This window comes from Embleya australiensis (genome assembly GCF_051903075.1).
Lineage (GTDB): Bacteria > Actinomycetota > Actinomycetes > Streptomycetales > Streptomycetaceae > Embleya.
Map to the genome: position 1 here is coordinate 4183121 of NZ_CP182423.1, position 13085 is coordinate 4196205.

15 protein-coding genes and 2 pseudogenes are annotated in these 13085 nt (G+C 70.2%); 9 read left to right on the forward strand and 8 right to left on the reverse strand.

The genetic code is table 11. The annotated features are described in order from the left end of the window. Positions 1–82 precede the first annotated feature (82 nt). The 3 genes from ACMXN5_RS48625 to ACMXN5_RS48635 form a co-directional block, all read right to left on the reverse strand. Positions 83–598: a transposase gene (locus ACMXN5_RS48625; protein WP_439681301.1), complete on the reverse strand. Its 516-nt coding sequence runs from the start codon at positions 596–598 to the stop codon at positions 83–85. 95 nt (positions 599–693) lie between these two features. Further along, positions 694–816 carry a hypothetical protein gene (locus tag ACMXN5_RS48630; protein ID WP_439681302.1) on the reverse strand — a complete coding sequence of 41 codons (123 nt, stop codon included), beginning with the start codon at positions 814–816 and terminating at the stop codon, positions 694–696. Beyond that, on the reverse strand, positions 810–1412 hold the full coding sequence (locus ACMXN5_RS48635; RefSeq protein ID WP_439681303.1) for a hypothetical protein: 603 nt from the start codon (positions 1410–1412) through the stop codon (positions 810–812). Before ACMXN5_RS48635 ends, ACMXN5_RS48630 begins: the two co-directional genes overlap by 7 nt. Positions 1413–1603: 191 nt before the next feature. On the opposite strand from ACMXN5_RS48635, the gene ACMXN5_RS48640 reads away from it, so the two are divergent. The 3 genes from ACMXN5_RS48640 to ACMXN5_RS48650 are packed head-to-tail and all read left to right on the forward strand — an operon-like array spanning position 1604 to position 4322. Further along, positions 1604–2284, forward strand: a complete 681-nt coding sequence (locus ACMXN5_RS48640) for a DedA family protein (protein ID WP_439677906.1) — start codon at positions 1604–1606, stop codon at positions 2282–2284. After that, on the forward strand, positions 2281–2892 hold the full coding sequence (locus tag ACMXN5_RS48645) for a phosphatase PAP2 family protein (RefSeq protein ID WP_439677907.1): 612 nt from the start codon (positions 2281–2283) through the stop codon (positions 2890–2892). The genes ACMXN5_RS48640 and ACMXN5_RS48645 overlap by 4 nt, the downstream gene beginning before the upstream one ends. Next, positions 2871–4322, forward strand: a complete 1452-nt coding sequence (locus ACMXN5_RS48650; RefSeq protein ID WP_439677908.1) for a sensor histidine kinase — start codon at positions 2871–2873, stop codon at positions 4320–4322. The genes ACMXN5_RS48645 and ACMXN5_RS48650 overlap by 22 nt, the downstream gene beginning before the upstream one ends. 114 nt (positions 4323–4436) lie before the next feature. Here ACMXN5_RS48650 and ACMXN5_RS48655 read toward each other — a convergent pair whose 3' ends face one another. Next, positions 4437–4658, reverse strand: a complete 222-nt coding sequence (locus tag ACMXN5_RS48655) for a hypothetical protein (RefSeq protein WP_439677909.1) — start codon at positions 4656–4658, stop codon at positions 4437–4439. Between the two features lie 269 nt (positions 4659–4927). Here ACMXN5_RS48655 and ACMXN5_RS48660 point away from each other — a divergent pair, with 269 nt between their 5' ends. Then, on the forward strand, positions 4928–5647 hold the full coding sequence (locus ACMXN5_RS48660; RefSeq protein ID WP_439677910.1) for a response regulator transcription factor: 720 nt from the start codon (positions 4928–4930) through the stop codon (positions 5645–5647). Positions 5648–6259: 612 nt separating this feature from the next. Here ACMXN5_RS48660 and ACMXN5_RS48665 read toward each other — a convergent pair. Beyond that, positions 6260–6406 (reverse strand): hypothetical protein, encoded by a 147-nt coding sequence (locus ACMXN5_RS48665; protein WP_439677911.1) that lies wholly within the window; start codon positions 6404–6406, stop codon positions 6260–6262. A gap of 51 nt (positions 6407–6457) precedes the next feature. Here ACMXN5_RS48665 and ACMXN5_RS48670 point away from each other — a divergent pair. Further along, a pseudogene (locus tag ACMXN5_RS48670) lies at positions 6458–6790 on the forward strand (nitrilase-related carbon-nitrogen hydrolase); the annotation flags it as partial. A 73-nt stretch (positions 6791–6863) separates the two neighbouring features. Here the strand turns inward: ACMXN5_RS48670 and ACMXN5_RS48675 are convergent. From ACMXN5_RS48675 to ACMXN5_RS48685, 3 genes are all read right to left on the reverse strand, one after another. Continuing rightward, positions 6864–7493 carry a hypothetical protein gene (locus ACMXN5_RS48675; RefSeq protein WP_439677912.1) on the reverse strand — a complete coding sequence of 210 codons (630 nt, stop codon included), beginning with the start codon at positions 7491–7493 and terminating at the stop codon, positions 6864–6866. 16 nt (positions 7494–7509) lie between these two features. Continuing rightward, positions 7510–7662, reverse strand: a complete 153-nt coding sequence (locus ACMXN5_RS48680; protein ID WP_439677913.1) for a hypothetical protein — start codon at positions 7660–7662, stop codon at positions 7510–7512. Positions 7663–7742: 80 nt separating this feature from the next. Then, positions 7743–8783, reverse strand: a complete 1041-nt coding sequence (locus ACMXN5_RS48685) for a CU044_5270 family protein (RefSeq protein WP_439677914.1) — start codon at positions 8781–8783, stop codon at positions 7743–7745. A 1174-nt stretch (positions 8784–9957) separates the two neighbouring features. On the opposite strand from ACMXN5_RS48685, the gene ACMXN5_RS48690 reads away from it, so the two are divergent. The 4 genes and pseudogenes from ACMXN5_RS48690 (at position 9958) to ACMXN5_RS48705 (ending at position 12864) form a co-directional block, all read left to right on the forward strand. Next, positions 9958–10923 (forward strand): alpha/beta hydrolase, encoded by a 966-nt coding sequence (locus ACMXN5_RS48690; RefSeq protein WP_439677915.1) that lies wholly within the window; start codon positions 9958–9960, stop codon positions 10921–10923. 939 nt (positions 10924–11862) lie between these two features. Next, positions 11863–12366 (forward strand): TetR-like C-terminal domain-containing protein, encoded by a 504-nt coding sequence (locus ACMXN5_RS48695; protein ID WP_439681304.1) that lies wholly within the window; start codon positions 11863–11865, stop codon positions 12364–12366. A gap of 49 nt (positions 12367–12415) precedes the next feature. Beyond that, positions 12416–12559: pseudogene (locus tag ACMXN5_RS48700) on the forward strand (transposase); the annotation flags it as partial. A 167-nt stretch (positions 12560–12726) separates the two neighbouring features. Then, positions 12727–12864, forward strand: coding sequence for a hypothetical protein (locus tag ACMXN5_RS48705; RefSeq protein WP_439681456.1), 138 nt, complete (start codon positions 12727–12729; stop codon positions 12862–12864). The last annotated feature ends 221 nt before the right edge of the window (positions 12865–13085 follow it).

Below are 13085 nucleotides of genomic sequence, written 5' to 3' on the forward strand. Positions count from 1 at the left end.
GGGCACCGCCTGGCCAATACATCGGGCACCCGCCAGACTCTTCCCGGGCCAAGCCATAACACCCGGTTTCGATGCCACTTTTCTAAATAACGACGCTTCGACAGTGAATCCCGAACGGGATTTTCAATGCAACGCCTTCTTGATCCCCACCTGACACCTCGTGGATGCCTTTTCCCTCGTCGCTCACCACGACGGTCTTCAGCCAACGCAGCAGAGGGCGGTTTGGAGCCTCCCCCCGAAGGGCGGCTCCGAAGGGCCTACAATCCTTCATCTCCTGTGCAGCACCGCGTTCGGTCGCTCCTACTTCAGACGACCTCCAGCGTTCGTGGCACACCGGCTTTTTTTTCAGGAAGGAGTTTTCCATCTCCAGCTCACGGACGCGGTGTTCGAGTTCCTTCAGCCTGGCGCGCTCGTCCACGGAGGACGCCTCGTCGGTGCTCTCGTGCTCGCGTTTGTACTCCCGGACCCAGTTGCGGAGCATCTCCGGGTGCACATCGAGTTCTCGCGCGGTCTGCGCGATCGACCGAGGAGCGGACTTCAGCGCCAGTTGAACCGCTTCCTCGCGGAACTCCGGCGTGTACGAGCTGGGACGTGCCATGTGCTGCTTTCCTCGACTCCTTACAGGACAACCCTATTGGGTCCCTGTCCGGAACCTTCGTGACACCTCAATCGTCCGCGGTCGGCCACTGCGGTTCACGGGGACGCGGATTCGACCACCGGCGCGCCCCACGGATCGTCCCCCGGCGACACGATGCGGGGTTTCGGCAGCTGGTGCATGGCGATCGCGTCCTCGACGCGCCCCTGTCCGATCAACATGCGCGCCAGGTGCGTGCGGCCGAAGCCGGTTTCGGCGGCATACTCCCACAGCGCGGCGATCGCTCCTCGACCCTGCCCTCCGAGTCCAACAGTCCGGCCGACTGCTCGATGTCATACCGTTCGTCGTCCTTCTCGATCCGGGCGACGACCTCGGCGATCGCCTCCTCGCCCCGCCCGGCCTCGGACAACCACCACGGCCGCAGATTCCCCGCGTGCTCCGCGACGTGCGGGTTGCGTTCCGCCGTTGCGGCCGGCAGGTCCAGCGCCGCCGCCGCGCCGCCGCCGGTGACCAGGACGTCCAGGAACCCGTACAGCAGGCACCCGCAGTCCGCACCGTCCAACGCCGGGCGGACCGCCTCCACCGCCTCGTCGAGGCGACCGACGCGCGCGAGCGGCCAACCGTTGCGCCAGGGACGAGAAAGCCCAGCGGGCGTGCGGGCCGGCGGTGAGCAGCAGCAGCCAGAGTCGGGCAGGTCACTCGGTACGGCCCGCGTGGCGGTGGCCGCAGCGGCGGCCGGCTTCACGCACACGGCCCGCGTCACGCCGCGGGCGCCCGGATCGCCCGGATCGCCCGGGGGATCCACGACACGGAGCACGGCGTCTCGATCATGGTCCTCCACGCGGAGGCCACCGGGCCGGCCCACGCCGACCCGCACCGAGCCGCCCGGCGCCCCTTGCTCTCAGCGTTCTCTCAGGCGTGATCCGCGATGGTTTCGGGGACAGAGCACCGGTGCGTCGATACGTGGTCGAAACGACGTCGGATCGGCGACATATGAGAGGGAGCACTATGGCGCCGTCGGCCGTGTCCGGCCTGGCCGTGAACGTCCTGGACGCGAGTTCGTTGTTGTCCGCGTTCGGGGCGATCGGAATCGCCGTGGTGTTGTTCGCGGAGACCGGTCTGCTGATCGGCTTCTTCCTTCCCGGTGACTCGTTGCTGTTCACCGCCGGTCTGCTGTGTGTGTCGAGCTCCTCCGGGGTCCACCTGACGCTGTGGCAGGTCCTGCTCGCCGCCGTGGCCGGCGCCCTGATCGGCGCGCAGGTCGGGTACGTCCTGGGTCGCCGCGGCGGACGCGCGCTGCTCGCCCGGTACAGGAACAAGCGCCTGCACGAGGGTGTGCAGCGAGCCGAGGAACTGCTGGCCCGATACGGACACGCCAAGGCGGTGGTGTTGGCCCGCTTCGTACCGATCGTGCGTACCGTGCTGAACCCGCTCGCCGGCGTGCTGGAGATGCCGGTGCGCACCTTCACGCTGTGGCAGACCCTCGGCGGGGCGGTCTGGGCGATCGGACTGGTCATGGCGGGCTACGGCCTGGGTTCGTCGGTGCCCAACGTGGATACCTACCTGCTGCCGATCGTCGCGCTGGTGGTCCTGGTATCGCTGACTCCCATCGCCCTCGAAATACTCAAGGCGCGACGGCGGAAGCCGAACACCGTACCTCGGCACGCCGGGCATCGGGAGGAATCATGACCGAGTCGGCCCTCTCCGGCTCGTCCGTCGACGGCGGGCTGTACACGCGGGTGACCGAATGGGCCCGGCAGGCGCCGGATTTCGTCAACCGGGTGATCGACGACTGGACCGCGTACGGCCTGGTCGTCTTCGTGGCGCTGATGGTGCTCGCGTGGTGGTCGGCGCGCGGGCAGGACACGGTACGGATGGCGCGGGCGCTGTGCGCGCCGCTGGTGGTGTCCCTGGTGTACGCGCTGGACACCGGGCTCAAGAGTCTGGTGCGGGAGCAGCGGCCCTGTCAGACCATGGCGAACTCGTTCACCGTCGAGAGCTGTCCGGCTTCCGGCGACTGGTCGTTCCCGAGCAACCATGCGGTGATCGCGGCCGCGGCGGCGACCGTGATCTGGCTGCTGAACCGTGTCCTGGGCATTCTCGCGGCGGTCGCGGCACTGGCGATGGCGGCGTCCCGGGTGTGGGTGGGAGTGCACTATCCACACGACGTGCTCGTCGGTCTCCTGGTCGGGGTGCTGTTCGCGTGGCCGCTGACCCTGGCAGCGGGTCGGGCCGCGCCCTTGGTGGAGCGAATGCGGGACTCGCGGATGCGTCCGTGGGTCGCCGCCGGGCGATGATCGGGCGTGGCCGCACCGTGCCGGCGGGCCGGTGGGCGCAGGTACGTGGGTGGTACCGGCGGCACGCGGGCGTGCGCACCCGGTCGGCGCTGGCCGCCGCCGTGGTGGTGGCGTTGGTCCTGGCCGTGGCGATCGCCGCGTTCGTCCTGCTCTACCGGCGGTCCTTGGAACGCACGATCGACGCCGACGCGAGCCGGCAGGCCCGGACGGTCGCCGCCGACCTGGCCCGCACCGGCATACCGGAAGGCGAGTTCCCCACCGAGCGAGGTGGGTCGGCTCTGGTCCAGGTGCTGCGTCCGGACGGCACGGTGCTCGCGTGGTCGGGCACGCTGAGGGGACGGCTGCCGATGTCGGCCGCCCGGCCGGCGGCGGGCCGGCTTCTGAACGAGGGCCGGCGCGGGATCATCGGCCACGAGGACCGATACCGGGTGGCCGCGTTCGGCGTGGGCCTGACGGACGGGACGTACACCGTGGTGGTCGGCGAGTCCCTGGAGCCGATCCGGGACAGTGTCGAGGACGCCGCCGCGCTGTTGATCGTCGGGTATCCGGTGCTCGTGGTCGTGGTCGCCGGCGCCACGTACGCCTTCGTGGGGCGATCGCTCGGACCGGTGGAGGCGATCCGGCGCAAGGTGGCCGGCATCGGCGCGGCCCGACTCGGCGATCGGGTCCCGGTGCCCGAGGCGCGGGACGAGGTGGCCCGGCTGGCCGAGACGATGAACGAGATGCTCGACCGCTTGGAGAAGCAGGTCGACGCGCGGCGCCGGTTCGTCGCGGACGCCGGGCACGAGTTGCGCAGCCCGCTGACCACGCTGCGCACGGGCCTGGAGGTGCTGGGCACGCACCCGCTCACGGATCGGGACACGGCCATGGTCGAACTGTTGACCGCGGAGACCTCGCGCCTGGAGCGCCTGGTCGACGACTTGATCCTGCTCGCCCGCGCCGATGAGCGCGAACTGCGACCGCGCTTCGCCGACGTGGATCTGGACGACCTGCTCGATGCCGAGCGACACCGGCTCGCCGCCCAGCATCCCGGCCTGGCCGTGACCGCAGCGATCACTCCGGTACGGATGCGCGGCGACGCCCATCGACTCGGCCGAGTACTGCGCAACCTCGCCGACAACGCCGCCACGCACGCCGAGCGGAGCGTGAGGTTCACCCTGCGCGAAGTCGACGGCAACGCGATCGTCGAGGTGGTCGACGACGGGCCCGGCATCCCGGTCGAGGAGCGGGAGCGGGTGTTCGAGCGGTTCGTCCGACTGGACGAGAGCCGGCGCCGCGATTCGGGCGGTACCGGACTGGGGTTGGCGATCACCCGTGAGGTGGTCACCGCGCATGGGGGAACGGTGGAGGTGCTCGCCTCGGCGCGGGGTGGGGCGCTGTTCCGGGTGGTCCTGCCGGTGGATGCGGGTGACGAGGCCACCGACCGCTGATTCGCCGAGGGTGGGCGACAGTCGATGCGGGCCGGGCTCGCGAAATGTGCGCCGCGCCCTGAATCCGCGGAGCCTTTGGGAGCCTGCGGAGCCTTTGGCGAGTCCGGCTTCGAATCAGCAGGGGTTCATCGGCGTGGGGTGCGCATCGTGCGTGTGCCGAAGCTTGTCGACCAAGTTGTCCGCGTGTTCGGCGGCCACGTGCAGCGCTTGCGGTGCTTGCACAGCGTCGGCCGTGCTGTCGCGGGGGCGCGAATTCGGCTCCTGAGCCGCAATCGGCGGCAGCATCAAAATGGCCACCACAGCCGCGGCCAGAACCGCCGGCGCGATGAGTCGCATCTGCCCTCCACGCCGAGCACGCGGCGAACTCGAACGGGTGATCACTGCCTTTTCTCTCTCCGACGTCACACAACCGCGGCCCGGTCCGGCCACCCTCACCGGCAGCCAACCACCCGGCGGCTGAGAAGATGCTGAGAAGGCAAACGCCCCGGGACGACACGGACGCACGCACCGTTGCCCTGTCTCAGCGTCTTCTTGGGTTCGAGATGATGTGCTCGCTGCACGGTCGGCGGTCCCGGCGGCCGGTGCGCGGGCGGCGGAGGTATCGGGTGCGGGTGCTGTTGGTGGAAGACGAGGTGCGGTTGGCGGAGACCGTGCGGCTGGGGCTGGTCGACGCGGGCTTCAACGTCGAGGTGGTCCACACGGGGACGGACGGCCTGTGGGCCGCGACCGAGAACACCTACGACGTGATCGTGCTCGACATCATGCTGCCGGGCATGAGCGGCTACCGGGTGTGTGAACGGCTGCGCGCGGCGGACGTGTGGACCCCGGTACTGATGCTGACCGCGAAGGACGGCGAATACGACCAGGCGGACGCGTTCGACCTGGGGGCGGACGACTACCTCACCAAGCCGTTCAGCTTCGTGGTCCTCATCGCGCGCCTGCGCGCGCTGGTGCGCCGGGGAGCGCCGGTGCGACCGGCCGTGCTCGAAGTGGGCGGCCTGACCCTGGACCCCGCGCGCCGCCGCGTCGAGTTCGAGGGCGAGGAGGCACAGCTGACCCCACGGGAGTTCGCGCTGCTGGAGTTCCTGATGCGTCGGGCCGGCGACGCGCTGTCGAAGACGGAGATCCTGGCGAACGTGTGGGACGCGCACTACGAGGGGCCCGCGAACGTGGTCGAGGTGTATGTCGGCTACCTCCGGCGCAAGATCGGCGGCGAAGGTCGCGACCCGGGCGCGGGTTCCGCCGGCGCGTCGGGCGCGCCCGGCCGGCGGCCCGTGATCGAGACGGTGCGCGGGGTCGGGTACAGGCTGGTCGTTACCGATTGATTCGCGGTGGCGGCCACGATCGTCCAGGGACAGGCCGATGCCCTGGCCGGTGCCGCTGGTGCTCCGGTCGAACAGGCCGGCCGGATCGAGGGTGGGCGTTCCCTCGCCGCGGATGTCGACGGCCACCGCGGCGCCGAGTTCGCGCAGCGTGACGCGTACCGTGCCGCTTCCGTACTCTCGCACGTTGTCCAGGAGGACGTCGAGGATCTGCTCGGTTGCGCGCGCCCCTGGCCTGCACCCTCAGCGAGCACTCGCACGTTCACCGCACGGGTCGGATGTCGCACCCCGAGGAGGACCCCCGTTCCGGTGGCCGGGCCGCCGGTGTTCCGCACGCCCGGAACACGCCCCGGGTTCACCCCGGCGACACGGGGAAGTGGTCGACCCGGGAGCCGGCCGAGGGCGCCGGCGGTCGGCTCGCGGCGACAGGCACGGCCTCGACCGTGTTCACCCGGCTGATCCCGGTCCCGGTGCCGTCGACCATGGCGGGACAGCGCGATGGCGAAGGCGCGCCGCCGTGAAGCGCGCCGGGTACATGGTGGCGCGATCGTCCTCGTGGCGGGGCGTCCGGACCGGATCGCCGCCGCACGCTATCGGGTTGGTACGGATGGTCTGTCAGCCGCGGGCGTGGGTCTGTGCGAGGACGCTCGGCAGCGTTGTCCACTCGGCGGTGACGATGCTTGCGTGGGATTCGGCGAGCAGTGCGGTACGCGCGTCGGCTTGGCGGGCGGTCGGGTGGGTTCGGCCGATCGCGGACCGCAAGACCCACCTGTACGGGTCCGCAGGCGCCACAACTACTCCTTCGGGTAGGACCTGCCGCCCGTCGTCAGCCTCAATGGCATCGTGGCGGGCGTCCTCAACTGCCACGAGTGCGAGTTCCCACCCCTGTACCAGTTCCTGGCCGAACAGGGCGCGCAGGTCGTGATCGGGCAGGCCGCCGCCAACGGGCACTTCCGCCTGGCCGACGGCACCATGAGCCAGGTCCCCTACCAGGACGCCACCCGCCCCGTCATCCCCGCCATGGCCTGCATGTGGCGCCTGTTCATCGCGTACGCCAATCGCCGCGGTTGGGAACAGGTCCCCGCCGGCGCCTGGCGGTACCAGGGCACCTCCGGCATCTGGGCCCCCGACGGCGAACCCTTTGTCGCAGCCACTGCCGAAGATCGCCGGCACGACTGCCTGTTCATCGCCGACCGTCTTCCGGCCGCCGTCCCGCCCTTCAGTCCGGAAGGCCACCACCCCATCGACAGACCTGATACGCCGCGGGAAGCGCGCCGGCGGCGAGGAACATCGCCACGACGGCGCGCCGTCCCGATCCCGACACCAAAGCCAGGGCGATCAGGAACACCAGTGCGGTCGCGACCAGTTCGGGCCGGATCAGGAAGCCGAGCCCGAACACCGCCGCTACGCCGAGGCGATGTCGGGTCGTCCACGCCCGGGGATCGCCTGCGATCAGCAACCGCCACGACAGGCCGATCCAGGCGACGAGCAGGCCGGTTTCGAGTCCGGACGTGGCGAAGTCCCAGGCCGGGGGCAGTGCGACCAGGACGAGGGCGCCGGCGGGGACGAGGATCCGGCCGGTCTCCGCGCGCAGTAGTCGACGGGTGCCCGACAGGGCGAGCCGCGACCCGGCGACCGACAGGGCCAGGCCCGCGTAGACGGCGACGCGGGCCGGATCGCCCGGGGCGAACGCGTCGAGCAGCACCAGCAGCCACTGACACAACGTGCCGGTCGACGTCTCCACGCGCTCGCCGGGGCTGTACACCGGACCGTTGCCGGCGAGGATCTGCCGGGCCGCGCGTACGTAGATCAGCCCGTCGTCGGTGATCCACCGCCGGTGCCACCCCATGCCGGCCAGGCCAGGATCAGCACCGGAAGGGCCATGGCGAGATGGTCGAGGACCTGTGTCCGGAGCGGATCCGATCACGGAAGTGCCGCTTGCCCAGGGCGGCTTCCGGCCCTGCGGCGGTGTCCGGAAGCGCGTCGGGCGCGAGTGTGGGCGTGGTGGTGCCGGTCATGTCGTCCTTGCGTTCCGGTGCGGTCGGTGATCGTGTGTCCCGTTGCTCTTGTGGCTCTCCGCGCGGTTGTGCGGGCGCCGTCACGATCGAGGCTTCGGGGCGATCGAGAACGTGTGCGAACCGTTGATCCCGGCCGTTGGGTCTGCCGGCATGGTGTCGATGATGTCGCGTTTGAGTACGGTTGATGTCCACACGACCGTCCCGATCGGGTGGTTCTCGTCGGGGTGGGTCAGCACTCCGCGTGAGCCGAGGAGGAGGCGACTTGTGGGGTCGAGGACCAGTTCCGTGCGCACACCGCCGCGCGGGTCGGTACGGGCCGGCCCGATGCCGTGCCGCCCGCGTGCATCGACGGCGTCGTCGGTGCGTTCCACGCCCGTGAGCCGGGACGCGGCCTCGAACAGCGCGGTGGGCATGCCCGGGGGCAGGACACCCCGGGAGAGGACGCTCGCGATCTCGCGGAACGCCTCCTGATCGATCTCTCCCGGCGTGTCCGCGTTGCGCTGCCGGATCGCCGCCGTCAGGGCGTCCGGAGTCGGGACCGATGCGGCCGGTTCGAGGTAGTTCCAGCGCAGCGGTGGATCGCTGACCGACAACCCGTGCAACCCTGCCCCGGGTTCGTCGATGAAGACGCGGCGCCCGTCCTGGGACACCCACTCCTTGCGGATGTGTGGCGGAATACGCCGTGGCGATGCATCGGAGTCGGGCCACGAAGAGGATTCGGACTCGGTATAGAGGACCTGCCCCGGGCGGGGAATCGTCGGCGCGGTGGCCGAGTCGGCCCGGATCGTGGGCGTGCGGCCCGGTCCGGACGCGCCGGAGCCGGGAGTGCCGAGGAGGGCAACGGCCGTCACGACCGCGAGGACCGCGCCGGCCGCGCCGAGCGGAGCCACGAACCTGGGCACTCGGCGCCCGAGTGCGGGCCGTCGGGTGGTGGAGCGGGCGAGGTCCTCGGTGATCTCGCGCATCAGGTGCTCCTCGAGCAGTCTCCGCCGCTCGGAGGTGGGCCGTGCATCGTGTGCCGGCGCGGCTTCGATCGCATTGTCGCCGGGGTTGGTCACGTCGGTGGGTTCGGCGGCCTCGGCGCAGGAGGGTGTGCCGGGCGGGCGGGGCGGGTGCGTCATGGGGCCGACTCCCGGAGAATCGTACGGACGGAGGGGGTGACGCGGTCGCCACGCCGGGTGGGTCGAAGGTGCCTCGCATCGCCCGCAGTTCCCCCTCGGCCGGCCCACGCGGTCGGGCCCGGGCACGGGAGAGGCGGGAGCGCACGGTGCCCACCGGCAGGTCGAGCGCCGATGCGATCCCGAACCGGCGGGCCGGTGACGACAGCCGACCTCCCGGCGCACGAAACTGACCTGCGTCACGGGAACCCGTCGAGGGCTGCGGACACGGTTCGGGGGCTGCATCGACTCTCGGAGTGCTGGGCGATCGACTCCGGCGACGACGACTCCGACAGCGTCGGCGAGGCCCTGGTCGCGATCAACGTGTGGTGTGCGGGGTCGACGGGATCACGGACACCCGCCTTCGTGCCGAACTCCGGGCCGCCTGTGGAGGGTTCGAGCCGCGCACCATGAGCACATCGGGTCGATTCCGGGCTGCATGGCCCGAATCCGTCAGCCGTGCCTCGGGGCCGGAACCGGTACTCGACGTCGCCGACCTGACGGCCGGACGGGCTTCTCGCGGTGCCGGTGCCGATGCCGGTGCGGTCTCGGGTCCGGCAGTCCGGTCCGGGGCGATCTCGCCGGCCAGTCGCCGCCGGTCCCGGCGTTCGCGTGCCCGGCCGTGGCGGGAGGGGGAATGGACGCGGTCCGCAGCGGGCCCCGGTGAACGACGTCCGGCCCCACTGCGACGACGCACCGACTGTGTGCCCTGTGCCGCACTGGGGAGTGGGCGGGAACCTCGGGACTACTAATACGAGAGAACTAGCGTTAGTGTGGGCGCCGGGCCGGAAGTGCGTGCCACGCCGTACCCCGAAACTTCGCGAACGCACACGTCTCGAGCGAGGTTGGGCCCTTCGACGCCCGGGATGATCGTGTTCACACCTGGCACACCGATGCACGACAAGACACACGCGGGGCTCGAGGGCGTGGACGGTGCGGTCTCATCCGGTGATTCTTCACGGCTCCCGAGTTCTTCCGAGGGCTCGTCCACGGCTACGACATGCGGCACGCGCCGTGGCTGGATCGACGCTCGGAGCACGCGGATATCCCGGCCCCGGGGCGCGTACTGCCACCGACGCCCGGCGCCGTCCGACCATCGCACGTTGATCACGGCCACATCTGTCGAAAGGAAGCGCGGATGCGCCAGGACATCGAGTTCGACTCCGACGGCACGACGCTTCGGGGCTGGCTCTACATTCCCGAATCCGGAGCGGCTCCGCACCCCGCGGTCGTGGTGACGCACGGATTGGGCGCGGTAAAGGAGCAGTACACCGACACCATCGCCGAGCATCTGGCGAGTGCCGGCATCGCGGTGATTCTGTACGACCATCCCTCCTTCGGGGCGAGCGACGGCCTGCCGCGCCAGGAGGCGGACCCGGCCGCGCAGATACAGGGATACCGAAACGCCATCACCTTCCTGCAGTCCCGGTCCGAGATCGACTCGGACCGGATCGGTGTGTTCGGCTCCAGCTTCTCCGGTGGCCATGTCCTGGTCGTCGGTGCCATCGACCGTCGGGTGAAGTGCGTGTACGCGCAGGTCCCGGTCATCAGCGGTGGGACGACCCTGTCCCGATTCATCAACTCCGAGGCCATGCGCGAGATTCGGCGCATGTTCGACCAGGACCGCCTGGCGCGCTTCCAAGGCGCGGAGCCCGGTGTCATCCCGCTGATCACCGAGGATCCGACCGCGATGGCCGCGATGGCGGACCGCGAAACCTACGCGTGGTACCAGTCCATCGAACCCGAACGCCTCGCCACGTGGCGCAACGAGATCACCGTGCGCTCGATCGAGCTGCTGTCGGGATACGAACCGGGGGACTATATCCGGCGCATCTCGCCCACGCCGCTGCTCATGGTCGTCGCACAGCAGGACATTCTCACGCACAGCGACCTCGCGTTCGCGGCGTACGAACGCGCGTTGCACCCCAAGCGGCTCGCCATCCTGCCCGGTGGCCACTTCGTGGTCTACAACGAGCAGTTCGCGGAATCGCTGAGACTCATGACGTCGTTCTTCGAGGAACACCTCGCGGTCGGACCGGCACCTGTTCCCGCGCAACGGATGGCCGAGAGCGGCAGTCACCCCCGGCAGGTTCGCACCGCCTGACGCCGGCGCCTCGGAGGAATCACGAAAGCCACGCGTTGGGAGGGGCCCACCCGAGAGCGAACGTCTTCTCATGCCGCAGCAAGGGCCGGAAGCCGTACGTGGCCACCGGTATCGGGCCCCTTCCAACCTCAGTGTCCGGGTAGCCGGGACCGGGCGCCGCCCCGATCCCGCGTCCGGCCGACGCACGAAGTCGGCCGGACGCGCGGGACCTGCCGAAGTCGCCCGCAGTCGGGTCGCCATGCCCCATCACTGCCGCGGACGCGTCGCGCCACGAGGCGGAGAGCAGACGCGGCCCGCCCGCCGCGTGGGGCGCATCCGCGTGCCCGCCGGTTTCCCTACCCTGCTCGGACGCCCTCGAAGAAGAGTCCCCAAGGGCTTTTGACAGGAGCCTCATCGCGTTGAGGCGAATGTTTGGGGCAGTGCCCGGTCGCTTGTTTCGGCAGATCGGGGGTGCGTCTGTTTCGGCAGATCGGGGGTGCGTCCGGCCGACCTCCCCGCCACGGAGGACTCGTCCGAGCCCTGTGCCAAGGCGTCGAAGGATGACCGATGACCCGACGACGGACCCGACCGTCCCGTGTGACCCCCCTTTCGTCCGCGCGGTCCGCCCTTTCGTCATACGCCGGGCCGTCGACCATCCGGCCCGCCGACGATGGACCGCGTTCCGGGCGGCTAGGGTCACACGACCGAGTGGACGGCGGCCGCGGGGGTGGCCACCGTCGAACGCGGGTATCCCGCCCGTGTTCTACCGGCGAGATCGTTCGACCGTTGTGGGGTCCAGTGTCAGCGAATGAGTCGACGCACACGCCCGGATCCGTGCGCCCCGGTGGACGCACGGCGCGTACCCGTGCCGAGGTATTGAGCGCGGTATTGGCGGAACTCGGTGAGCCCGACCAAGGCGGACTCACCATGGAGAACGTGGCTCGTCGCTCCGGTGTGCACGTGGCCACCATCTATCGGCGTTGGCGCACGGTCGAGGGCTTGATCGTGGATCTCCTGACGTGGATCAGTTTCAACGAGATCCCCTTCCCCGACACCGGATCGCTGGAAGGAGACCTTCGGGCACTGTCGCGGTCCATCGTGGCCCTGTATCGGGACGACATCCGTTTTCGCACCATGATCGAGACCATCGTCGCGGGTGCCACCAGGGATTCGGCGGCGGAGCGTGCCTTGCACGACTTCTTCGCCGAGCGCAACGCCGGCGCCGCCGTGATCGTAGAACGTGCGATCGCACGCGGCGAGTTGCCCCCCGAAACCGACGGCATCGAACTCATCGCCCGCGCTGGGGGCGCCGGTCTACTACCGGATGCTCGTCGTACGCCGATCACTCGATACCGCGCTCGCCGACCGCGCCGCGGCCGCCGCCCACGCCGCCGCCCTCGCCGGCGCCTTCGCAAGCACCGACCAGACCGGTGCCACGCGCCGCTAGGCCGTGTCTTCAAATGATCTTGGATGGTGGGTCATGGGCGAGTGATACGTCGCCATGAACTGTCCGATGTCTGAGTGGGAGTTCGTGCGTCCGTTGTTTCCGGTCTCGGAGCGGGGTCGGAAGCGGTTGGACGACCGAAGGGTGCTCGATGGGATCGTGGGGAAGTTTCGTACCGGCACGGCCTGGCGGGACGTGCCGGAGCGGTACGAGTCGTGGGTGCTCCACGGCCACCAGCATCGACGACCTGCTACGTCACCGACGGATCGCCGTGAGTATCCGCCGCGCGGCGCTCGCGGAGGACAACCCGCAGCCGCTGCGCCCAGTGGCAGGAGCAACTGCGCCGAGTCCACGCCAACATCGCCAGAACCGATCCTCTGGTGCGCCGGCTGCCGGCCACGGCGCACGTCTACCAGATCCAATCGGCGGTCCGCGCGGCGCGCTACTGGTGCCTGTTCGGAGTCGCCCTGGTCTCGGTCGGCTCGGTGGCATTCCTCACCGTCACCGGGGACGGGTGATTGTGCCCCAAGCACGTTGCCCGGGCTACCGAGGCCGGCTGGACTGTGTACCGCAGGTGAGACCGCACCGTCCTGCGCGGAGACGAGACGAGCGCCTGCGAGACCGTACCGTTGAATGACCCGTGGGCGGAGGGCGAGATCGCCTCGAGGGCGCCGGTGATGCCCGGTCCCCGGCTCGGGGCCTCTTGTTTCGTCGCCTCGCGAGTGCGGTGGCACCGGGG